Raw genomic sequence first — 23,494 nt, 5'->3', positions numbered from 1 at the left:
CCTGTTGCCTGCCTCCTCTGATCTTGCTGCCCTCTTTCTGTTGGGCCTGTTCGGAAGCGCCCACTGCCTCGGCATGTGTGGAGGGTTCTCAATTCTGGGGCGTCGTACCGGGTGGTGGTCCATGTACGCACTGGGCAAGACGCTGACCTACGGAGTGCTGGGTGCTATCGTCGGTCTGATCGGTCACGGCATCATGTCGGTGGCCCCGGGTCAGCAGGCACTGGCACTCCTGGTGGGGGCCCTGCTACTAGTCATGGGACTTGCCACGGCCGGTGTCCTGCCGGACAGATGGGCGATGCCGTCCCGGCTCACGGCCTGGATGGGTGCCGTGTTGACTCGCGTGCGTGGGGCCGGGCGCATCCGGGGGCCCTTCCTTCTCGGGCTGGTCAACGGATTCCTGCCGTGTGGTCTGGTCTACGCGGCCTTGCTGGCCTCTGCCCAGCAGGGTTCACCTGTGCCTGCTGCCGTCGGCATGCTTGCGTTTGGTGTTGCCACGCTTCCGGCGCTCGGTCTGGTGGCTGTCGGCACAGACCTGCTTACCCCCGGGCGCCGCCGGTGGGTCACCCGTGCTGGAGGTTGGCTGGTCGTGGTATTCGCGCTCGTTACGCTCTGGCGCGGTCTGTCGCCTCCGATGATGCACTGACCGGCAGTTCCCTGTCTTCCAGCAAGACGCGCACGGCGGGCGTGGCCGTGTCGTCGAACTGGCCGGCCCGTACCGCCCAGAAGAATGCAGCTACAAACAGGCCGGCCAGCAGAATGGCGAGGGGAATGAGCACGAAGAGGATGTTCATGTCAGGCGGCCCTTGAGAAGTTGGTGGCGGACCTGAGGCTCCGTTTGACAGGTGCGCCTCGAAACGGCCGATGCAGGGCCGCAGCCAGAACGACGGCCAGGGAACTTATGGGCATGGCTATGGCCGCGACCAATGGGGTGACGAGGCCGGTCGCGGCGGCTGCCGCGCCAGCGAGGTTGTAGAGCACTGAAAAGCCCAGCGCGCCATATATGGTGCGCAGCGTGCGGGTGCCGCCATCCAGGAGGACAGGCACTTCGGCGATATCCGTTCGCGTGAGCACGATGTCCCCCGCAAATCGGCCATCACGTCTGCCGGCATCGATGGAGACGCCGACATCGGCCGCTGCCAGGGCCGGCGCATCATTGAGGCCGTCGCCGACCATCATGACGGTGCGGCCCTGACTCTGAAGCCGGCGGATGCGCTGCTTCTTGTCCTCCGGAGAGACACCACCTTCAATTTCGTCCGGTTTGAGGCCGAGTTGCATGCCCACGGATCGAGCAACCTCCGGGTGGTCACCGGAGAGCAGCTGAATACGCATGCCGCGGCTACGCAAATCGCTTACAACCTCCGGGGCCCGCTCGCGCACCCCATCGCCCAGGCCGAGACCGGCCGTAATGACGTCGTCCACCGCTATCAGCACCGGAGTCAGCCCTGCCGCGGCGACGTCGGCTGCACGGGAAGCGAGTTTATTCGGGTCCCGCATGCCGCCCAGCCAATCGGGCGAGCCAACCTGCACCTGCCGGCCCTGAACCGTGCCTTCGACGCCGGCTCCCGGAATCACAGTCGTCCCGGTCGCCTCAAATCGCGTGCTGGTTGCGCGCTGACAGACCGCGTGCGCCACCGGGTGGGGCACACCGCGTTCCAGCGCAGCGGCCATCGCGAGGGCGTCTTCGGACCCGCGAAACCACAGCACGCTCGGGGTGCCTTCGGTGAGCGTTCCTGTCTTGTCCAGAAGCACCGTGTCGACGCGATGCAGCGTCTGCACGGCAGCCTCATGCCTGATGAAGGTGCCCCGCCGGGCGGCCTGGCCCATCGCCACGACCATGGACAGCGGCGTTGCCATGCCCAACGCGCACGGGCAGGTGATTACGAGCAGGGCGACAACGCGGGACACGGCCTCTGATGGCTGATGGGCAAGCGTCCAGGCAAGCGTCAGCGCGGCCGCAGCCAGCACCGTGGCGACAAACGGGGCGGCCAGTCTGGAGGCGGTCAGTGCGACCGGAGCTCGGTTGGCGTCATGACGGGCCGTCGCCAGCAGGCCGCCCAGCCTGGAGGCTGATCCTGTGGCCTCGACACGCACGTCCACCGGTCGGGACAGGTTAACCGTGCCCGCCAGCACCCGAGAGTCCGGCGCGATGGGCTCCGCGCGGGATTCACCTGTCATCGCGGACGCGTCCACGGAACTGGCACCCCTCGTCACGGTGCCGTCGGCCGGGAACGCTTCGCCGGGAAGCACGCGGATCACCGCGCCCCTGTTCAAGGCCCCGGCGGATACCGTGCGACCGTCTCCGGCGAGCCGGGCGCGTCGAGGCACGGAGGCGGCGAGGTCACCGGCGGCACGCGCGGCTGCGTTCCTGGCGCGCAGCTGCAGGAGGCGGGCCGTGAGCAAGGCCGCCGTGAGTACGGTCAGCGAATCGAACCAGAGTTCTCCGTGTCCGGCGAAGACGGATGCCGTGGAGTCCGCGAAGCCCACTGCAAGACCGAGTGCAATGGGTACGTCCATGTCCAGATGCCTCCAGTTTCGATCCCTGAAGGCAGCCTGCACGGAGCGTGCTGCTCGCTGAAAAAACGAGCTTCCTGCGCCGAATACCGCCGGTGCGGCCAGAATGAGGCTCAACCAGCGTGCGCTTTCGAAGAGTTGACCCTCCGATGGCGCCAGCCCTGCGTAAAATGCGAATGCAAGCAGCATGACATTGCCCGCCAGGGCCCATGCAAGGCCCACCCGGCGGAGCAGTCGCCGCTCCTCGTCCCGTCGCACGGACTCCTGGGCCTCGACTGGATGCAGGATGTAGCCGAATCCCGAGGTCCAATCGGCGATCTTCGACAGTGGGGCGGCATGCTGGTCCCACGTCAGCGCCAGACGGGCTCGCGAGAGGTCCAGCCTGGCGCTGCGCACGGATGGGATCTGCCGGGGCAACTGTTCCAGCAGCCAGACGCAGGCGGCGCAGTGCACACCCTCCACGAACAACTCGGCCTGCCGGTTCGAACCCTCGCCGGTCTGCGTGGTGTGGGCGTCGAGAAACTCCTCAGAGTCGAACTGGAGGTGGTTGGATCCGCGAGCAGAGGCAGCAGGGCGCGGCCCGGTAGTGGCAATCCCCGAGAGCTTGTAGAAGTCGTCCGCCAGTCCGGATGCGTGCAGAAGGCGGTTAACGGCCGCGCAGGATGCGCAGCAGAACTGCTCATCCACCACGTGCCGACCCAGCGGCAGGTCGCAGTGTGCGCAGGCCGGCATGCTACTCACTGCCGCGCGGGGGCCGCTTCGGAGCTGTCTGTAGCCGGAGCCAGCCCGGGACGAGGTTCGTCTCGCACGACCTGTACGCCCCCATCCGAGTGGGCGAAGTAGACCACGGAAAGGCCGGCGGCCATGCCGGAGACCAGCAATGCGACGACAAAAAGCGGCCAGGCAATGTGCGCAGGGATTTTCATGGAGTCAGCGTCGGGCCGAGGAATGGGAAGGTGACGGTCTGGCTGGAACCGTCCCGGAAGTCGATGCGGAACGTGGCGTCCATGCGGTCAGAGGCGAGCGCGGCCTGGGGCAGGAGGGCCCAGACTTCGAGTCGTTTCATCTCTCCCGGTTCAAGGAGCACGGGTACCGTGCCTACCGGGCGCACTTCGCCGGCCGGGTTGACCATGCTCACCGAGAATCCCGAGGTGCCAGGGGTCTGGTTTCGCACCCGGAAACGCAGCCGGTTGGCAACCTGCTCATCGCCCACCAGGGAGTAGGGTTGTCCGGCTACCCGGCCCACATTCACGTCGTAGTCCTGTCGCGATACGACGACCGTCGTGAATGCGCTCAGCGCTATCACAAGCAGCAGACTGTACAGCACGGTGCGCGGTCGCAATCGGTGCACTGTCTTGCCCGCCAGCGCATTCTCGGAGGTGTATCGAATGAGCCCCCGGGGTTTGTCCACACGATCCATGATGGCATCACAGGCGTCGATGCACTGGGTGCAGGCGATGCACTCCATCTGCAGTCCGTCCCGAATATCGATGCCCGTGGGGCAGGTCCGAACGCACGCCGCGCAGTCGATGCAGTCGCCGAGTGCCGCCACGGACCCGTCCGCGATGGCCTTCTTGTTGGGCTTGCCGCGCGGCTCGCCCCGCCCGGGATCGTAGCTCACAATCAGCGAATCCGGGTCCAGCAGGACCGACTGCATGCGGGCGTACGGGCAGGTGATGGTGCACATCTGCTCGCGGAAGTAGCCGAAATCGAACAGGATCAGTCCTGTTGTGGCTGCCATGAGCACGAACACGCCCCAGTGCTCCCGCGGGGAGCCTGTCATCCATTCGAGAAGGCTGTCCCACCCAACGAAGTAGGCCACAAACGTGTGCGCAAGCACGACGGAGACCAGCGTGTAGGCGGTCCATTTGGCCGTCTTGCGGCGGGTACGATCCCAGGAGGCGGGGCCTTCATCGCGGCGCTTTCGAGTGACCTCACGGCCTTCGAAAAAGCGCTCGATGGGCCTGAAAATGAACTCGAGGTACACGGTTTGAGGACATCCCCAGCCGCACCACACACGCCCCAGCATGGCCGTCGCAAGAATCACCAGCGTGATCATGCCGATCAGGAAGGCCATGAGCAGCACAGTGTCGGTTGGGTAGAACACCAGCCCGAACAGCGCGAACTCGCGACGCACGACATCCAGCAGTACGGCAGGGCGTCCGGCGATGGGAATAATGGGCAGGAGGAGCCACGTCACAATGAGGATCCAGCCGACCACTTTTCGCTGGCGGAGAAACCGACCGGCACTCTCCACGGGATACAGCCAGCGGCGCTTGCCGTCCCTCCTCAGGGTCGAGAGAACCTCCTCCGGGGATTCCAGGATATCCGGGACCGTGCTCACCCTGCGCCTTCGGCCTGCGTGACGGAAGTGCCTTCCGGCCCTTTGGCCCCATCGGGGTTGGAACCCTCGATGCTGCGGATGAAAGCGACCAGCTGTGCTCGGGCCTCAGCCGAAAGAATCGGCCCCCAGGGTGCCATCCCTTTTGCGACCACGCCGTCCGAGATGACCTGGAAAATTGCCTCGTTGCCGGCTCCGTGTATCCAGTATTCGTCCGTCAGATTCGGCCCGATGAGCCCTCCGCCGGCCGGTCCGTGACAGGCCGCGCAGTTGGTGGCAAAGAGTTCGGCGCCTGCCAGGGCAGCCTGCTCATCGCCCACATAGACGGCCAGGGCTTCTTCCGATGCCTCAAAACTGGGGTTCGCGGCCTCCCAGGCCTGGCGGCGTTCGGCGATTTCCTCCTGACCGGCCGCCAGGTCCTCTTCATACGATGGAATGACGTCCGAAAAGTGCAGGCCGAGGATGTAAATGGGAGCCCAGATGATGGATGCCCACAGGATCCACAGCCACCAGCCCGGCATCGGGTTGTCATATTCCCGGATGCCGTCATAGTTGTGGTCCTGGATGACGACATCTTCCTGCGGTTTGTCAGCCATGGGTAGGAGTCGGGGTCTGAATGTGTGGTTCGGGGTCCGAGAGCGGCTGGTTCTTTGCCCGCTCGCGGTCGGCTCCGCTCAGGCTGAAGGCGTAGATGACGATGGCCACGAAGGCCACGACGAACGCCAGCAGTCCTACCTGCGCAAGTGCGCCGGTTTCAATCGCTCCGAGTAGTTCACGTACCATCAGTTGACCTCCGTGCCGGCGAGAGTGTTTTCGGACGGTAGCGCAGCCTGTGTGCCGATCCCGGCCGCTCGGATGTCCTGTCCAAGGCGCTGCAGGTAGGCGATGAGGGCTACGACCTCCTTGTCGCCCAGCTGGGGCGGACCTCCGGCCCACTCGATGCGCCGTGCGATGTCGAAAGCCTGTTGGCGGGCGAGCTCCGTGGCGCCATCGACCTGCGAATCGGAATAGGGCGTGCCGAGCACGCGCAGACGTGCCAGTTTGGTGGGCAGGTCATCCAGCCGGGCGTCCTTGCGCAGCAGCCAGTCGTACTTCGGCATGATGGAGTTCGGGCTCGTCGAGCGCGGATCCTCGAAGTGCCGCACGTGCCATAGATCCGGGTACTTGCCGCCGACCCGCGAAAGGTCCGGGCCGGTGCGCTTGGATCCCCAGAGGAACGGTCGTTCGTAGATGGTTTCGCCCGGGCGGCCGTAGGGGCCGTAGCGCTCCAGTTCCTGTCGGAAGGGACGAACCATCTGCGAGTGACAGCCCACGCATCCCTCGCGGATGTAGATGTCGCGACCCGCCAGCTCGAGGGGCGTGAATGGCTCAACGGTACTGATTTCGGGCACATTGTCCTCGATGAGCACCATGGGAATGAACTCGGCGGCGCCTCCAACCAGGATGCTGATCGTCACCAGGATGGTGAACACCAGCGGCCAGCCTTCCAGTTTGCGATGCATGCTCATGCGGCCACCTCTTTCGGGCTTGCGAACGCGGGGTCAGGCAGTTCTCTGGGCGCGCTCTTGATGGTTCTGTACATGTTGTAGCCCATCATGCCCACGCCCACCAGATACATGGTGCCGCCAATCAGACGCACCCAGTACATGGGCACGATCTGGATGACCGTTTCCATGAAGTCGGGGTAGAGCAGGCGACCGGCCTCGTCAAAGGCGCGCCACATCAGGCCCTGGGTCACGCCGGCCGAGTACATCGCCATGACGTACAGCAGCATGCCGATCGTGCCCACCCAGAAGTGGGCGTTGGCGAGGCGGTCGGACCAGAGAGGCGTGCGCCACAGACGTGGAAGCAGCCAGTAGATCATGCCGAAGGTCATGAAGCCGTTCCAACCCAGCGCTCCGGCGTGCACGTGGCCGATGGTCCAGTCCGTGTAGTGGCTCAGTGCATTGACCGACTTGATGGACAGCAGGGGCCCTTCGAACGTGGACATGCCGTAGAACGTGATGCCTATGACGAACATCTTGAGCACCACGCTGTCCCGCAGCTTGTGCCATGCGCCGCGCAGCGTGAACAGGCCGTTGATCATGCCGCCCCAGCTGGGCATCCACAGCATCACGGAGAAGACCATGCCCAGGGTCGCCGCCCATTCCGGCACGGCCGTGTAGTTCAAGTGATGCGGGCCGGCCCAGATGTAGATGAACACCAGGCTCCAGAAATGCACGATGGACAGCCGATAGGAAAAGACCGGGCGCTCGGCGGCCTTCGGCAGGAAGTAGTACATCAGGCCCAGAAAGGGCGTGGTGAGGAAGAAGGCCACCGCGTTGTGACCGTACCACCACTGGACCAGCGCATCCTGCACGCCCGCGTAAATGGGGTAGCTCTTCGTGAAGCTGATCGGGATGGCGAGGCTGTTTCCGATGTGCAACACGGCCACCGTGATGATGGTGGCGATGTAAAACCACAGCGCCACGTACATGTGCTTCTCGCGGCGGCGGGCAAGCGTGGTGAAGAAGTTGACGGCGAAAATCACCCAGACGACCGCGATGGCGATGTCGATGGGCCATTCCAGTTCGGCGTATTCCTTGGATGTGGTGATGCCGAGCGGCAGCGTGATCGCCGCCGCCACGATGATGGCCTGCCACCCCCAAAAGTGCACCTTGCTCAGCGAGTCGAAGGCCATGCGCGCCTTGCAGAGGCGCTGCGTGGAGTAGTAGATCGCCGCAAAAATGGCGTTGCCGGCAAACGCAAAAATGACCGCATTCGTGTGAAGCGGTCTCAGGCGGCCGAAGGTGAGGTACTCACCCAGATTGGCCTGCCAGTAGGGCAACTGGAGGGCGATGAGGGCGCCGACGAGCATGCCGACGAAGCCCCACACGAAGGTGGCGATGACGAACATGCGAACGATCCGTTCGTCGTAGCGATACACCTCCACGTTGGGGTCCGTCAGGGTGCCTTCGGGCACCGTGGTGGTAACCTGCATCGGGGGTTGGGCTTGTTGGACGGGCAAGGACCGGTTTCTCCGGCCGGACCGGGACTCTGCGCATCTGCTGTGTCCCGGCGGTGCAATGATCGCCCGACCTTCCAGGGCACTATGCCGGTACCCCCCGCGAGGCCGTGTACTGGATTGCGCAAGGCGTTTGTGGGGGGTTACCCTACAGCACATCAACCCGCCCAGACCCCCGATGCGCCTGATTCCGCTGCTCGCCTTGCTGATGGTCCTCCCGGCCGCCGCACAAGATACCCGGGTGTATGTGGGTAGCGGCGTCGGCTTCACTGCCGGGCCCGGAGACGTTGTGGACTGGTGGCAGCGAGGGCCTACCTTTGATGTGGCGCTTGGCCGCCGTTTCGCCGATCGCTTTGAGGTAACGGCAGGGCTGGGCTACGTGTCCCTGCCACTCAGTAGAGACAAACTGCTGGCTGTAGGAGCCGATATCGACATTTCGGGGGGGGAGTACACGGTGACTTCGTTTCAGGCCGGACTTCGCCTGGAGTTCGAGCGGGGCACCTTTTTCAGGCCCTACTTGCACGTGGGTGTGGGGCTGCACAGCGTATCGATCAAGGAGCTCCTCCTGACGGTGAACAATCCGGAAGACGTGTGTCCCGGGCAGCCGACATGCGTGTTCACGTTTGCTCCCGCGACAAGGGAGGATGAAACCGTGCCCGGACTGCGGCTCGGAGCGGGTGTTGCGTGGTACCTTTCCGACACGGTGTGGCTCTATGCCGAGCCCTCGTACCACATCATCTTGGCTGAGGAGCGGACCGGACTGGTCCCGTTCCGGCTGGGAGTCGCTTCCGCATTCTGAACCTCATGCGCTGTCTTACCCTCGCCCTCCTGCTCTCTCTCACGGTTTCGGCCAGCGCCCAGACTCAGGATGAAGCATCCCGCCCCGTCTACAGTGCGGTCTTCATGGAAGGCACGCCGGTATTGGACGGCCACGTCCTGGCTGATCCATTCTGGGACGCTGTAGGCGGAAGTGATGACTTCTGGCAAACGCAGCCGAGCGCTGGAAGTCCGGCCTCCGAGCGCACCGAGGTCCGCATCGCCTACACCGCGGACACGTTGTATGTGGGTGCCATTCTGTTCGATTCGCAGCCCTCGGCCGTGATTGCGACCGACGCTCGCCGGGACGCCTCTCTTGACGACACCGACAGCTTTCGTTTCATCCTGGACACCTATCGCGATGGGCAGAACGGGTTTGTCTTCGGCACCAGCCCCGCCGGGCTGGAGTTTGACGCTCAGGTGTCTCGCGAGGGCCAGGGCGGATTTGGCAACGCCCGACAACAGGGCGGCAGCGGCGCCGGTGTCAACGTCAACTGGGATGGCTCGTGGCGGGTCAGGACGGCCGTCGACGAAAACGGGTGGAGCGCCGAGTTCGCGATCCCGTTCCGCACGCTGCGATACTCGAGCGATACCGAACAGGTCTGGGGGTTCAATGCCCAGCGCAACATTCGTCGCCGCAACGAGCGGGCGTTCTGGTCTCCGCTTCCCCGCGCGTGGAATCTGTATCGCGTCTCTGTGGCCGGATCGTTGGAGGGATTGCGGGTGCCGTCCCTGCGCAACCTGACCTTCACGCCCTACACGCTGGGACAGGTCCAGCGCGACTACACCGGCCCGCAAACGGTGACAAGCGAAGATGCCGACTTCGGGGCGGACCTCAAATACGGCATTACCCCCAGCCTCACGCTGGACGCCACCTACAACACGGACTTTGCCCAGGTGGAGGTGGACGAGCAGCAGGTCAACCTGGACCGTTTCTCGCTGTTCTTCCCGGAAAAGCGGCCCTTCTTCCTGGAGAATGCCGGTCTGTTTGCGGTGGGCGAGCCCTCCGAAGTGGAGTTGTTCTTCAGCCGCCGCATCGGCATTCAGAACGGGGTCGCGGTGCCCATCGTAGGCGGCCTGCGGCTCAGTGGCCAGACAGGAGACACCCGGGTGGGTCTGCTCAACATGCAGACCGGCTCGTCAGACGGGCAGTTCGTGGCAAACAACTTCACCGTCGGCCGTGTGCAGCGGGAGTTGCCCAACCGGTCCTCCTTTGGTGCGCTCATCACGAATCGGGAGGGCACCGGAGATCTGGCACCAGCGAACGATTACAACCGGCTGGCGGCGGTAGACGGCCGGCTTGGGCTGGGCCAGTACGGCATGCTGCAGGGATTCGTGGCACGCACCGTGTCTCCAGGGGACGATAGTGACCCGTGGGGCCTGAATGTCGAAGCCAATTACCAGGATGACGTGTGGCGGTTGATTGCGGCCTACACCCGTGTAGGGGAAGGCTTCAATCCGGAGGTGGGTTTCCTGCGACGGAGTGCCTATCACAAGACTACCCTGCTACTCTTCCGCGCAATCCGACCCGACAACTTCCTGGGTCTCCTGGAAATGCGTCCCCACATCAGCTACCGCGGATTCTGGGGTCTGGACGGGTTCCACGAAACCGGTTTCCTGCACGTGGACAGTCATTGGGAATGGCCGACGGGCCATGAAGTGCACACCGGTATCAACTTCACGCGCGAGGGCGTGCGGCAGGCATTCGAAATCCAGGACGGATTCGTGGTGCCGCCGGATACGTACGACCATCGCGAGGCCATGATCATCGCCTGGACGGACCAAAGCCGGCCGATCAGTCTCAACACGCGCACCATCGCCGGCGGGTTCTTCGGAGGCGATCGGGTATCGTTCAATCCGTCCCTGCGGGTGCGGAGGGGCGATGCGCTCACTGCCGAATTCGGCCTCAGCTACAACCGCATCGATCTGCCTTCAGGCAGCTTCACCACAAACCTTTACCGCTCGCGGCTCTCCTACTCATTCACGCCCCGGCTGTACCTGCAAAGCCTGATTCAGTACAGTGATCAGGCTGGTGTCTGGTCCGCCAATCTGCGCCTGGGGTGGCTGCAGGAGGCCAACACGGGCCTCTTCATCGTAATCAACCAGACCAGCGATCTTGATGGTGCGCTGGATGAGGCGCTACAGCGCGGCATTACCGTCAAGTACAGCAGACTGATTGACGTTCTGTAGAGAACCCAAGTCCGCCCGCGAAAGCGTCAGTCCTGCACCTTGATCATCTCCACGCGGAATTTCAGCGTGGTGTAGGGGGGGATGCTGCCAGGCACACCGACCGAGCCATAGGCCATGTGGGGCGGGATGACCAGCCGTCGCACACCACCTTCGCGCATGCCGATGATTCCGCGATCCCAGCCGCGGATTACCTGTCCGGTGCCGAGCGTGAAGACAAACGGTTGGCCTGAAAACTCGGTTGAATCGAATACCTGACCGTCGACGAACGTGCCGGTGTAACTCACAGCAACCTGACGTCCGGCTTCGGCAGCGACACCCACGCCCTCCGCGACGACATCGACGATGACGTCATCCACGATGGCTTCAACCATCACTTCGTAGATGACGGTGGCATTCGGCGGCACCGGACAGGAGCCGTCGCTCAGGCACCGACCCTCCCGACCGAAGGCCAGATGGGCCGGGATGGTGAGCCGACGGGTTCCTCCGACTTCCATGCCCGGAAGGCCGAGCAGCCAACCCTCAATGACCTGTCCCTCCACCATGGTGAAGTACCAGGCTTCACCGCGTTCGGTGGTGGAGTCGAATACGGTGCCGTCTTCCAGACGCCCCTCATAGTTCACCTTGAGGGTCTGCCCCAGGGCAACCAATTCTCCGGATCCGGGAGACAGATCCAGCACCTCGAGCGATCCTTCTTCACCCGAGCCTCCGGAATCGCAGCCGGCTACAAACAGGAAAGCCGCCAAAAGGCTCAGAACGGCAGGTACGCGCATGATCAATTGCTGTGTGGGGGACACGGAGGCTACTCGTCTCGTGCAGGGCGGTTCGGACGATGGGGTCACAGACGCGCCCACCCGCCCTGGCGAGCGGGTGAACGGGTCCATACACGCGGCGGATGATCAGCCTGCGGCCTGCAGACTCTCGAGTTTGGCGACGTTGTCCCGCACATGCTGGGCGGACTGGTCCAGCAAGGCACGCTCGTCGTCCGTCAGCGCGACCTCGATGATTTCCTCGACGCCGTTGCGTCCGAGGCGCGCCGGCGCTCCCATGAACAGACCGTCCTGACCCCACTGCCCGGTCAGCCAGACGGCGCAGGGCAGGACACGCCCGGAATCCTTGATAATGGCCTCTACCATCTGGGCAGCTGCGGCGCCCGGTGCATACCACGCGGAGGTGCCCATGAGCTTGACGATCTCGCCACCTCCGAACTTCGTGCGATCCACGATGGCGTCAATCTTCTCCTTCGAGAGGAGTTGGGTCAACGCAATGCCCCCGATGGTGGTGTAGGAGGGCAGGGGCACCATGGTGTCTCCGTGGCCTCCCATGAGCAATGCCTGAATGTCTTTCACCGACACCCCGAGCTCCATGGACAGGAACGCACGGTACCGGGCGGTGTCGAGCACGCCGGCCATACCCATCACACGATGGCTCGGGAATCCGGCCGACATGTACGACACGTAGGTCATCACGTCCAGGGGATTCGAAACAACGATGATGATCGAATCGGGGCTGTGTGCCACGAACTGGTCGGTCACCGACTTGACGATGGCGGCGTTCTTCGCCAGCAGATCGTCCCGGCTCATGCCCGGTTTGCGGGCCAGGCCGGCGGTAATCACGCAGATATCCGACCCGGCAGTATCGGCGTAGTCGTTCGTGCCGGTAACCTTGGTGTCGAACAGATGGATGGGGGCCGCTTCGGCCATGTCCAGGGCTTTGCCCTGAGGCAGGCCGTCGACGATGTCGATGAGCACGACCTCATCGGCGATATCCATGCGGGCGGTGCATTCGGCGGCGGTTGCGCCGACGTTGCCGGCGCCGACAACGGTGACTTTCATAGCGTTTCGATTGGGCTGGGATAGCGAACGGGAAAATGCTGCTTACAGGGCTGTCAAGGTGCCAATATTCTGCAAATGTGCCGCCTGCCGGCAGTCGAGCGCCGTGGCCTGGCAGGATGGGCAACCCGGCCGGTGGCGAATCGCCGAAGGCAGCTACCCGGCGGCCCGCGCGGCACGAATGGCCGCAGGGCGGCAGAATTTTGGGCCAGCCAGGCTTGCACGGGGCTCGAAGCACGTGCCTCGGAGGCCATTCTCACTTGGGCACAGGCTTTGGATGAGCGCGGCTGCCTCCCGTTCATTATTCCCCCTGCCTCTCAGCACATGACCGCAACTCTTCGCCTTCGACTCTGGATTGCCGGCATCGCCGTCGCGGTGACCGTCATTGCAATCCAGTCTGCGGCCGACATGGCCACCGTCGTCGGCCAGCGCGCTGCAATCACCGCAGCAAGCAGCGACCTGGCCTCGCTTTCCCGCTTTGATGGTCGACTGGCGGCGAGCGGCGGTTCGCGCATGGAGCCGACCGATCCTGCATGGGCATCCTGGGCGGCAGTCGCTGGTCCTGCAGCCGAATCCGTGGAGCGGGCCCGGTCATGGCTGGACCGCATCGACCATGTGGCACTGGCTGGTGGCGATCCAGGAAGGGCGGCCGATGTGCGCTGGTACGTGCGCAAGGCGGCTGCAGAACTCCGGGCCGGTGCGGCAGTCAACTCCAACGGACTTGCCGCTTCCTGGCAGGGCCTGTCGCGAAACCTTCTCCTGGCCTATATCCTGCTCTTTGGCGGGGCACTGGGCGTCTACCTGCTCAAGGTGCTGCCGACGCGTGGCATCACGGTGGTCACCACGCGGTCCGCCACGCGGGAAGAACTCAAGCCGGTCGAGCTGCCGGGACTGGAATTGGCCCACGTACGCCACGAGCTGCGCACGCCGCTGACGGTGATGATGGGCTATGCGGCCGAGTTGGAAGGTCTGGTTGACGGGGACGCCAGGGAGTTTGCGCGCACCATTAGACAGGCGGGCACCAGACTCAATGATACCCTGGAGCAGCTCATGACTTACGCCGAGTTGACGGACCATGAGGCCTCGCTGGTCTCGGAGCCCGTTGAGGTGCATCAGGTCGTGGAGAAGGTGATATCCCGACTGCGTCCCACGGCCTTCGACAAACGGCTCAGCTTCGTTTACCGCGCCACCAAAGAGGACGCCTGGGTGCGCACCAGCCCCGAGGCAATCGAGACCGCGATTGCCCATTTGGTGGAAAACGCGCTCAAATACACGGAAAAGGGCTCGGTGGTCGTCTCGGTAGAGTGTGACAACGGAAAAGTCCGCGTGGCCGTCGAGGACACGGGGGTCGGCTTCGACGAGGCCCGCCTTGCCGAACTGGCCGCCCCATTCCAGCAGGGCTCAAGGGGCGACTCTCGCAAGCACGAGGGCATCGGCTTGGGACTGACAATCGCTCGCAGCGTTGCCGAGTCCAGCGGTGGCCGGCTTACCGCCTCGAGCCTGAAGGGCGTGGGCAGCCGATTCGCGATCACCATGCCCCAAATCACCGAGGCAACCGTCACACCGATCAGACGGGCTGCGTAAGCGGAACCCGGCGGTGGTCGGGTCCGGGATTGTTCCTGTTGATCTCCGGACATGGCCGGTTCTCTCGGCTATGCCATCAGGGTGACATATCTTCCGAGCTATGATGCGTGCGAGGTCGCGCCATGGCTCTGAATGAGCAATCCTTCGTAGTTGTTGACACCGAAACCACGGGTACAGACCCGACGGAGGACCGCATCATAGAAATCGGTGCGGTACGCATTGAAGGTGGCCTGATCACCGAGCGCTTTGAACAGCTCGTGGACCCTGAGAGGCCGCTGCCGTCCACCATCACCCGCCTGACCGGGATCCGTCCCGAGATGCTGGCCGGCGAACCCGTTGTGGGCCCGGTGCTGGAACGCTTTCGAGAATGGGTCGGGGACGCGCATCTCGTGGCGCACAATGCCGGATTTGACCAGCGCTTTCTGGCCCTCGAGGCTCTGCGCACGGACGCGAGGGCGGCCTTCGAAGAACCCTTTCTGTGTACGCTTCGCCTCGCGCGGCGATTGTTGCCGGGCCTGCCGTCGAAGGGCCTGGACGCCTTGAAGGAGTTCTACGGGCTGAGCATCGAGCGCCGTCACCGAGCGTTGGATGACGCGGACCTCACCGGTCGCGTACTGATCCGGCTCATGCCCCATGCTGAGACACTGGGCGCCCGGGATGCCGAAGCGTTGCGACGCCTGCAGGTGGGTCACTACGCCACGAGTGGCGCTGTGACCCGGCGGCTTGAGAAGTTGCGCACGGGCCTGATTGCGAACGCTCCGGTCACTCCGGGGGTGTACCGCTTCTTCGACGGGAAGGGACGACTTCTCTACATCGGAAAGGCCCGGTCTTTACGGCACCGCCTTCGCCAATATGTTGTCGCTGTTGAGGCCCTGCCGCCTCGTACACGCAAAATGATGACACGGATACACGATATATCGTGGACGCAATGTGACACCGAGCTAGAGGCCATGCTGCATGAGTCTCATGCGATCAAGGAAGATCGACCGCGCCACAACCGCGCCATGAGGACCTATCGCAAGCGGCCGTTCCTGAGACTGGAGGAGGGTGAGGTCTCCCTGCGAACCGTGATCCGCCGCGACGGAGCTTGCTATCACGGGCCGATGTCTGGCGCGCTGTTTGCCAAAGTGATGGCGGAGGTGTTGGAGGCCTGCTTCGACCGTCGATATACCAATCGACCGCTGATTCGCAATCCGCTCGACCGGGAGCGCAGGGAGCACATGATGCGGGCAGCCGGATGGCTTTCCCGTTGTGCTGCAGACCCCGGCGATGAGCGTTCATTCCTGATGGGCAACGTCGCGGCCGTGCAGGGGCGCATGACCCAGTCCATGCAGGATGCCTCCGCCGATTTCGACTTTGAGGCTGCCGCGACCCTGCGGGACTGGAGTGACCTGTTGCAGCGTCGAGCGCAGCGACCTGGCCCGCTTGCACCGCGTGTTTTTGACCGGGATGCGGTGCTCATCGCCCGAATGTCAGGTGGGCGGGTGGAGATGGTCGCCCTGCGGTCGGGACTGCCCGTAGCGTTTGCGACCAGGGACGAGGATTTGGACCGCCTTCTGGCTTCGGCATTCGACGGAGCAGGCGACGCGGCCCAGCTGGGCCGTGAGGAGGCCGAGTCGGCACACGTGGTCGCACACTGGTCCCACCTGCACCGCTCGGGTCTGCAGACGTTCAGACGACAGGAAGGGGAGTCGCTGGCTGAATTTGGCGAACGCGTGCGAGAAGGCGTGCTCACGCCGGCCTAGGTTCGACAAGCCATCGGCAGGTAAACGCACAAAGGCGGCCGGACAACGCCCGACCGCCTTTGTACACCGGAACACCAGCCACTGCTATCGCAGCAGCACGAAGGACCTGGACTCCGAGTAGGTCCCGCTCTTCATCAGATAGAGATAAACCCCGCTGGGAAGGTCGACGGCTTCGAACGTCACGTCATGCCACCCCGCCGGCATGGTGTCGTTGACCAGGGTGGATACGCGTCGTCCCAGCGCATCGAACACTTCGATATGCACATGCTCGGAAACCGGGAGCCCGAATCGAATCCGCGTCACCGGATTGAACGGGTTCGGATAGTTCTGCTGCAACTCGAATTCCTCGGGCAGCGCCTCATCCTCGACGGACGTGATATACCCCCTGACGAAGGTGAAGGTGGATACGGCACTCTCGGTTTCCAGCTCACCGTCTGAGGCGATGATGCGGTGATACACGGTGGTACCTTCTCCCGGGGAAGCGCCGGCGCTGTCGAGCACTTCAGCAATCTCCGAAACCAGGACGGTGAGTTCGGTCTCGTCCGTGTCCGTCTGCAGCACCGGTGTCGTCACTTCTTCGTCGGAGCCCAGCACCCACTTGTAGGTGAGCGCGTCGCCCTCGACGTCTACGGCCTCGTTGAAGTCAATCGTGATGACTTCACCGGAATCGACCGGGTTCTCGAACACTTCGCCGCCCACGAACACCTGTGAGCCGTCAAGCGGGAAGACGAACACGGAGACGTCCGGGTCGAAGCGCGGAGCGTCGTTCACGGGCGTGATCGTCACAGTTACTGTGGCGGAGGTCGTGATGCCACCGTCGCTGATCTCATAGGTGAACGAGTCCGTGCCGAAGAAGTCGTCATCAGGCGTGTAGACCACATTTCCGTCCTGATCGACAGTGGCCGTTCCGTTTGGCGGGTCGCTGACAGAGATCACCGTGAGGGCGTCGCCGTTGGGGTCGGTGTCGTTGACAAGCACCTGGATCACGACCGGGTTGTCCTCCGCCACCGTGCCTTCGTCGTCCTCGGCGATCGGGGCGGCTGCTCCGAGCGCGATGGTCACCGTACCGGTTGAGGTGGCCCCCTCGTCGTCCGACACCGTGTAGGTGAAGGAGTCCAGGTTCTGGAAGGCCGGACCCGGCACGTAGACGACGGTGCCGTCGCTCTGGATACTTACCGTACCGAACTGCGCGCCGCTCACATCTGTGACCGTCAGATTCTGCGAGTCGATGTCGGTGTCGTTGGAGAGCACGTCGACTGTGACCGAAGTCTCACCGACTTCGATGGTGCCGAAGTCAGCCTCGGCGACAGGGGCATCGTTCACCGTGTTGATCGTCACCGTCACCCGACCCGGTGCGGATTGGGCCTGGCCGTCATTCACCGTGTAGGTGAAGGTATCCGTACCGCTGAACTCGGCTGGAGGCGTGTAGGTGACGGAGCCGTCAACGTTGCGTGCAACGAGGCCTTTGTCCGCCGCGATGACCAGGTCGAGTGAGATCGGGTCACCCTCCACATCGGTGTCGTTCGCAAGCAGATCCGTAATACGAACGGGCGTATCCTCATCAGTGGTCACGAAGTCTGCCACGGCAACCGGGATATCGTTCACCGCCGCGACTTCCACCGTGACCGTGCCCGAAGTCGAGCCGCCCCTGCCGTCCGAGATGATGTACTCGAAGGTGTCCTGACCGAAGAAGTTTTCGTTCGGGGTGTACAGGAGCTCCGCGCCCGAAAGCGTGACGGTTCCGTTGTCCGGCTGTGTGAACTGGATCAGTGTGACTGTGTCTGCATCGTCGTCAAAGTCGTTGGCGAGCACGTTGATGCTGATGGACTCGTCTTCATCTATGCTGGCCTGGTCGGGTGCTGCAACCGGCAGATTGTTCGGTGTTTTCGCCGGCGCTCCGGGGTCGACGATGACGCCGTTGGCCAACATATCGTCGTCGCCCCGTCCACCATCCTTGAAATGAAGGATGAGCTCGTTTCCGATGATCTGAGCCCCTGTTTCACCGTCATACGTGAACTCGTACCAGTGCGGCGTATCGTCGTCTGGTTCCGGGCCGTACTTGAAATAGGTGGTGATGCCGTGGCCTTCCGGCAGACTGATGCGCACCACGGACGTCGGGTTGCCGATGCCTCCACGAATCTCGAAATCAAGGAATCCCTGTGGAAACTCTGCCTCCGGGGGAGGGGGGTCGCTCGGCGGTGCGGGGCTTTGCGTGGTCGACGTTAGTCCCGTGACCTCGGATCCGGGTTCTGAGGAGACCGAGATGTACTGGCCGGTTGCTGCGCTCGGAAGCGAAGCCACATTAGCCTGCTGACTGTCGGGTACGCCGTCGTTGTTGCCGTCTCCATTGTTGGGTGCGGCCGCCTCGATGGCTTCGTCGATGCCGTCGTTATCCGCCGGGAGTGGCGTGATAGTGATGATCAGGTTGGCAGTCGACCTTCCTCCGTTTCCGTCGCCCACCGTGTAGCTGACGGTTTCGCTACCCGATGCGCCAGCGTTTGGCGTGTACTCGATTCCCCCTCGTTTGCGGGCGATGGTGCCCTTGCTGGCCGCCCCGACCGAAGTAATGGAAAGGGCGTCGCCGTCCGGGTCCGAGTCATTCGCCAGCACGTCGTATACCGCAGCCGACCCTTCAAAGGCCCGGCGCACATCATCGACGGCCACTGGCGGGTCGTTCGATGGGCGAATTGTGATCGTAACCGTGCCAGTCGCATCCGCTCCGTTGGCATCTGCCACCGTGTACTGGAAAGTGTCGGTGCCCGAGAAGTTGGCGTTTGGTGTGTAAGTAACGGTACCGTCGTCGTTGTCCGTGGCAGTGCCGTTCGCTGGCGTTGTCACCGTCGTGAGGCTGATCGCATCGCCGTCTGGATCGCTCGCGCCGGCGAGCAGCGCGAGGGTGATCGACGAGTCTTCGTCGATGACCTCGTCGACATCGGGTGTCACGGGGGGCTGATTGACGCTGTTCACCGTGACGACAATTGACCCACGGGCCGAAGCCTCCCCGTCAGTTATCGTGTATGTGAATCGATCGGCTCCGACAAAGTCTGGTTCCGGTGTGTACGTGATGTCTCCTCCAGACCCGATCGAGACGCTTCCATTTGGGGGGTCCTCCACACTGGAAATCGCAAGGTTGTCGCCGTCCAGGTCCGTGTCGTTTGCGAGCGCTGGGATGGATACGGGCGTGCCCTGATTGGTCTCAGCCTCATCACGCACGGCACGCGGCGCATCGTTCACGGGAGTGACCTGGACAGAGACGGTGGCCTGGTCCGTGCGCCCCGCGGCGTCCTCCACGGTGTACCTGAAGCTGAAAGCGCCGTTCACGTTCGCGTCCGGTGTGAACAGAATGCGCCCGTTTCCGGCATCCGACAGGGTTACGCCTGCTCCCGGATCCGTGACCTCATCGATCTCGAGGCCCAGCCCGCTCGGATCGATGTCATTGGCCAGCACGTCGAGCGTGATGGGCGTGTCCTCAGGAGTGGAATAGGAGTCGTCGTTGGCGGTCAGGGCGGCCGGGTTCATTTCGACCGGCAGTGGTCCGGTCGGCGTGTACTCGTCCATGGGCAGCCGGACGGAAGTTGGCCAACCCGCTGCGGTCGGAGCCACCCAGCGAACGCGTCGTCGGCCGGGGTCATCAAAATCAGCCCCCTGTTCTTCGCCCAACGGATTTGTGCCGTCTGGGCCGAATGCATACTTGAACAGAAACCCGGAGGGCGCGGGGCCCTGAAGAGTGACCACGCCTTCAAACAGGTCGGGGTCAGTGGCGGACGGCAGGAGTTCAAATCGCTGATCCTGGGTGAAGCCCTGCGAGATCGCAAACAGTGGTTCCAGTCCGAGGTTGACCCACACCTTGTCGGTCGTGCCGTCAAATCCGGGCGCACCGTCCATGTCCACGTTGAACGTCACGTCGATCTGGGTGCCGGCTGGGATGATGTTCGCGGCGGTGAGGTCGTTGAACGACTCCTTGCCTACGTCCATGTCAATGCCGCTGTACTGGAAGAACCGATTTGCCCCCCCGGTATCATGCGGCTCCTCCCACACGGGAGGCGGTGCCGCACCGAAGCGAACGGGATCGAGGTTAATGAAGAACTTGTACGGCACGTCCTGGCCCGGGAAACCCGGAATCTCGAGGGTCGCCTCATAGTCTCCATCCCCGACGCCCGTCATGATGCAAGACGGGTCCAGACAAGCCCATCCGTTGAAGGGACCGACAACATGGACCTCGTCGGCGGCTGGGTCAAAGAGTCCCGCCAATTGATAGGGCAGGGTGTTGACCTCGAACGTGACGTTGGCGAGGACCGGAGGCGCAGCCGGCGGACCGGCAAGTGCGCTTGGCATCACATCCGGGGCAGGGAAGCTGTTGAGGACTGTGCCCACGAGGTCGAGTTCTTCAATCAGCCCGGATCCGTTGTCGGTGGCTGCAAACAGGCGGTTGTCGACAAAGTCCACGCCCAACATGTCCGAGCCGGACATGGTCATCGTATTGAGAATCGCGCCGCTGACGGGATCGACTTCATGCAGGAGACTGGGCGTCGAACCCCAGTCGCTGATGAAGAGGGACTGGTGGGTGTTGGAGAATCCCATACCTCCAATCACGTTGACAGCCACGGTGGTCGTATGCATGATCGCACCCGTGGCGGGATCGATGTGGAAGACCTCGTTGGTGGCCGGACGCAATGCGAAGAGCGTGGGCGTCGCTCCCGGGTCCCCATAAGCCAACGCATCGATGGTCGCATCGAGGCCTGCGCCTGGTGCCGGGAAAGATGGTTCAATCGTATCCAGCACCTGGCCGGTGCACGGGTCAACCGTGAAGATGGTCTCGGGATACAAGCCGTCATCGCCGGAGATGTAGTAGAGCGCATTGCCGTCGAAGGCCAGGCCTTCGGGGCCGCCGAGCGTCGAGGGCGTGCCCGGAGGATGGGTCGTTACCGGAGTCAGGAATCGCCGCTCGATGTTACCGTTGTTGGGGTTCATCGCGGTGATCGTGCGACTCTCGCTGTCGACGCTGTAAAGCAGGTCGGTGTCACAGGTGGGCGGCAGTCCGGGTGGACCCGCAAGCGCTGCGTTGAATCCCGAACCGGGTTGCGGAAACTTGTTCAGTCGTGGAGCGCCGCTGCTGGGCACGATATCCACGATCTCCTGCGTGGACTGGAGCGACAAAAACATCTTGCTGAGCACGAAGTCGATGCCCAGCACGCCGTCCTCCGGCAGGGTACTCCAGTTCCCCACGGTGCCGCCGGTCGACGGGTCCACCATGTGGATGGTATTCGTGGACGAATCCGAGATATACAGATAGCCGTCCTGTGTATTGAAGCCCATGCCGCCGACCTTTTGCACACCCGTCAGCGTGATGGTCGAGTAGATCTTTGAGGCCGGGTTGATCTTGAAGATCACGCCGTCCGAGGGGCGGTTTGCGTACAGGAACGTGCCGTCACTGGCCAGGGCGTCGATGGCCTGGTCCAGGTTGCCGGTGCCGGAGGCCGGCGGCAGCGTCATCGTATCGATCACGAGTCCTGTGTTCGGATCGATATAAAAGATGGTCCGGTTGGTGAGTTCGGTGTAGCCCATCCCGGTTTCCGACGCATTCCCGCTCGTGTAGTACAGCGTCGTGCCGTCGTACGCCAGGCCGTCAGGGCCGCCGCCGCTCGGCTTGTGGGACGGCACCGGCGTCGGGAAAGAGCGGATGACGAATCCGTTGAACGGATCGAGTTCGTAGATCAGGTCAGTGTCGCTGTCGATGGAGAAGAGGGGTGCGTGCCCCACCGTTCCCGTCGGTGCGGTGGGCGGCGTGCCCGGCCCACCTGCCAGCGCGCTCGGCTGGTCGTCCTCGGCGAAGAACGAGTTCAGCACCGTGCCCGCGAAGTCAATCTCCTTGATCTCGCCGGGTGATTTGTTCTGCGAGATGAAGGGCCTGTTGCCCACGAAGTCCACACCCAGCACATCTCCCACCGGCAGGGTGTGCGTAGCTATCGGCGCTCCGGAGGCGGGGTTGATCTCGAAGACCGTGTTCGGGCTTGCGTTGAAGTCGGAGACGAAAAAGGTCTGCCGAGCGTTGGAGAAACCAAGGCCGCCGATTCCATTGACCGTCAGGGTAGTCGTACCGACCAGCGATCCCGTCGCGTTGTCAAAATGGTAGATCTCATTCGTGGCCGGACGAAGCGCGAACAACATGTCGACTCCGCCGAGCGTGCCGTTCGCAAGTGCGTCAATCGTGGGGTCCGTGGGGGGCGAGGTGACGGGAACTGAAGGCCAGGGTGGCGTCGCCGCGTCCAGTACCGCGCCGGTGCATGGGTCCACTTTGTAGACCACGTCCGGAGTGCTCGGATGATCGCCGCTGATGTAGCTCAGCTTGGTTCCGTCAAACGCGAGGCCCTCGGGTCCGCCGAAACTGCCGCCCGGGGGCTGCGTGGCGATCGGGGCCAGGTACTCGTGCAGGATGGTTCCCACGTTGGGATCGTACACCGAAATGCTCGACCGCAAGCTGTTCACCGAGTACAGCACGTCGGTCCGGCAGACCCAGCTGGATCCCGGGCCCCCGGCCAAGGCGGAAATCAGCGGCATGGCTCCCGGACCCCCGAAGCGATTCAGCTCGAGCGCCGTGGTGCCGCTGGTCGGGCTTACATCGACGATCTCCGTCGGCTGATTGACGAACAGCTTGTTGTGCACAAAGTCGATGCCCAGGATGCCGTCACTCGGCATGTCGAAGGATGAGTGCACGTTCCCCTTGGAAGCGCCCGTCGCGTGAACCCTGAGGACCCGCTTGGAAGAAGCCGGCTCGGAGAGGTACAGGAAACCGTCATACGGGTTGAACCCCATGCCTCCCAGCGAACTGGTAACGTTTACCGTAAACGACGGCGGGGTCGAGGCACTGGTGAAGCTGGCCAGGCTGATCTCGAAGACCACATTGTCGTACGGCCGATGGGCCCACAGCGTTGTTCCATCGGTCGCCAGCGCGTCAATAGCGTGGTTCATGGCGCCCGGCGTGCCGGCAGGTGCCGGAAGTGTCTTGGTCGCGTCCACGACACCCGTGCTGGCGTTGATGCGGTGAATCGTCCTGTTGTCCACGGCCGTGTATGGGCCACCGGTTTCGGAAACGTTGCCGCTGACGAAGTAGAGATAGACGCCGTCAAACGCCAGGCCCTCCGGCCCAGGACCTCCTCCGGGAGTGTATGTGGGCACCGGGGTCGCAATCGGAGAGCCGATCACGCTGCCATCCCAGGGATTCAGTTGATAGATCTGGCTGGTGCCGGAGTCGACGGAGTACAGCGCCGGAACCTGCCCTGCTGCCGTGCTGACGAGGCCAAAAAATGCGACGAGCGTAATCAGATGCTTCATTGCGAATCAGTGCGGCTGAGCCGGAGAGGGACTGAACAGGCGCCCCGTGGGAGCGCTGCTTGATCCAATACGCGACGATTGGGGGAGGGAAAGGCCAGCGGGGAGGGAGAGATTCGGGGATTATTCGGCGTTCGACCGGAGA

General features: G+C 63.4%; 16 protein-coding genes. 5 read left to right on the top strand and 11 right to left on the bottom strand.

Annotation, left to right across the window (positions count from 1 at the left end):
- Positions 1 to 4: 4 nt before the first annotated feature.
- Positions 5 to 643: a sulfite exporter TauE/SafE family protein gene (locus JJ896_16885; GenBank protein MBO6781335.1), complete on the top strand. Its 639-nt coding sequence runs from the start codon at positions 5 to 7 to the stop codon at positions 641 to 643.
- Here the strand turns inward: JJ896_16885 and ccoS are convergent.
- From ccoS to ccoN, 8 genes are read right to left on the bottom strand one after another with little or no spacing between them, the layout of a single operon-like run.
- Positions 603 to 791 (bottom strand): cbb3-type cytochrome oxidase assembly protein CcoS, encoded by a 189-nt coding sequence (gene ccoS / locus JJ896_16880; GenBank protein MBO6781334.1) that lies wholly within the window; start codon positions 789 to 791, stop codon positions 603 to 605. The two genes, JJ896_16885 and ccoS, sit on opposite strands and share 41 nt — an antisense overlap.
- A 1-nt stretch (position 792) precedes the next feature.
- Positions 793 to 3,243, bottom strand: coding sequence for a heavy metal translocating P-type ATPase metal-binding domain-containing protein (locus JJ896_16875; GenBank protein ID MBO6781333.1), 2,451 nt, complete (start codon positions 3,241 to 3,243; stop codon positions 793 to 795).
- 5 nt (positions 3,244 to 3,248) lie between these two features.
- On the bottom strand, positions 3,249 to 3,437 hold the full coding sequence (locus JJ896_16870) for a hypothetical protein (GenBank protein MBO6781332.1): 189 nt from the start codon (positions 3,435 to 3,437) through the stop codon (positions 3,249 to 3,251).
- A complete protein-coding gene (ccoG, locus tag JJ896_16865) occupies positions 3,434 to 4,855 on the bottom strand; it encodes a cytochrome c oxidase accessory protein CcoG (GenBank protein MBO6781331.1) in 1,422 nt (473 codons plus the stop codon). The genes JJ896_16870 and ccoG overlap by 4 nt, the downstream gene beginning before the upstream one ends.
- Positions 4,852 to 5,448 carry a c-type cytochrome gene (locus JJ896_16860; GenBank protein ID MBO6781330.1) on the bottom strand — a complete coding sequence of 199 codons (597 nt, stop codon included), beginning with the start codon at positions 5,446 to 5,448 and terminating at the stop codon, positions 4,852 to 4,854. Before JJ896_16860 ends, ccoG begins: the two co-directional genes overlap by 4 nt.
- The gene (locus JJ896_16855; GenBank protein MBO6781329.1) at positions 5,441 to 5,635 is read right to left on the bottom strand and encodes a cbb3-type cytochrome c oxidase subunit 3; all 195 of its coding nucleotides are present in this window, start codon (positions 5,633 to 5,635) and stop codon (positions 5,441 to 5,443) included. Before JJ896_16855 ends, JJ896_16860 begins: the two co-directional genes overlap by 8 nt.
- Positions 5,635 to 6,354, bottom strand: coding sequence for a cytochrome-c oxidase, cbb3-type subunit II (gene ccoO, locus JJ896_16850; GenBank protein MBO6781328.1), 720 nt, complete (start codon positions 6,352 to 6,354; stop codon positions 5,635 to 5,637). Before ccoO ends, JJ896_16855 begins: the two co-directional genes overlap by 1 nt.
- 2 nt (positions 6,355 to 6,356) lie before the next feature.
- A complete protein-coding gene (gene ccoN, locus JJ896_16845) occupies positions 6,357 to 7,832 on the bottom strand; it encodes a cytochrome-c oxidase, cbb3-type subunit I (protein ID MBO6781327.1) in 1,476 nt (491 codons plus the stop codon).
- A 202-nt stretch (positions 7,833 to 8,034) separates the two neighbouring features.
- On the opposite strand from ccoN, the gene JJ896_16840 reads away from it, so the two are divergent.
- Positions 8,035 to 8,655, top strand: coding sequence for a porin family protein (locus tag JJ896_16840; GenBank protein MBO6781326.1), 621 nt, complete (start codon positions 8,035 to 8,037; stop codon positions 8,653 to 8,655).
- Between the two features lie 5 nt (positions 8,656 to 8,660).
- Entirely contained in the window at positions 8,661 to 10,862 is a 2,202-nt protein-coding gene (locus tag JJ896_16835) for a carbohydrate binding family 9 domain-containing protein (protein MBO6781325.1), read from the top strand.
- A 26-nt stretch (positions 10,863 to 10,888) separates the two neighbouring features.
- Here JJ896_16835 and JJ896_16830 read toward each other — a convergent pair whose 3' ends face one another.
- Entirely contained in the window at positions 10,889 to 11,632 is a 744-nt protein-coding gene (locus JJ896_16830) for an FKBP-type peptidyl-prolyl cis-trans isomerase (GenBank protein ID MBO6781324.1), read from the bottom strand.
- 126 nt (positions 11,633 to 11,758) lie between these two features.
- A complete protein-coding gene (gene mdh, locus JJ896_16825; GenBank protein ID MBO6781323.1) occupies positions 11,759 to 12,694 on the bottom strand; it encodes a malate dehydrogenase in 936 nt (311 codons plus the stop codon).
- 321 nt (positions 12,695 to 13,015) lie between these two features.
- Here mdh and JJ896_16820 point away from each other — a divergent pair, with 321 nt between their 5' ends.
- Together JJ896_16820 and JJ896_16815 are read left to right on the top strand one after the other, a co-directional pair.
- Positions 13,016 to 14,275: a HAMP domain-containing histidine kinase gene (locus JJ896_16820; GenBank protein ID MBO6781322.1), complete on the top strand. Its 1,260-nt coding sequence runs from the start codon at positions 13,016 to 13,018 to the stop codon at positions 14,273 to 14,275.
- Positions 14,276 to 14,397: 122 nt separating this feature from the next.
- A complete protein-coding gene (locus tag JJ896_16815) occupies positions 14,398 to 16,020 on the top strand; it encodes a GIY-YIG nuclease family protein (GenBank protein ID MBO6781321.1) in 1,623 nt (540 codons plus the stop codon).
- A gap of 84 nt (positions 16,021 to 16,104) precedes the next feature.
- On the opposite strand, the gene JJ896_16810 is transcribed toward JJ896_16815, so the two are convergent.
- On the bottom strand, positions 16,105 to 23,352 hold the full coding sequence (locus JJ896_16810; protein ID MBO6781320.1) for a tandem-95 repeat protein: 7,248 nt from the start codon (positions 23,350 to 23,352) through the stop codon (positions 16,105 to 16,107).
- Positions 23,353 to 23,494: the final 142 nt, after the last annotated feature.

The organism is Rhodothermales bacterium (assembly GCA_017643395.1).
Classification (GTDB): domain Bacteria; phylum Bacteroidota; class Rhodothermia; order Rhodothermales; family UBA10348; genus JABDJZ01.
This window is presented reverse-complemented; position numbering and strand designations above follow the sequence as displayed.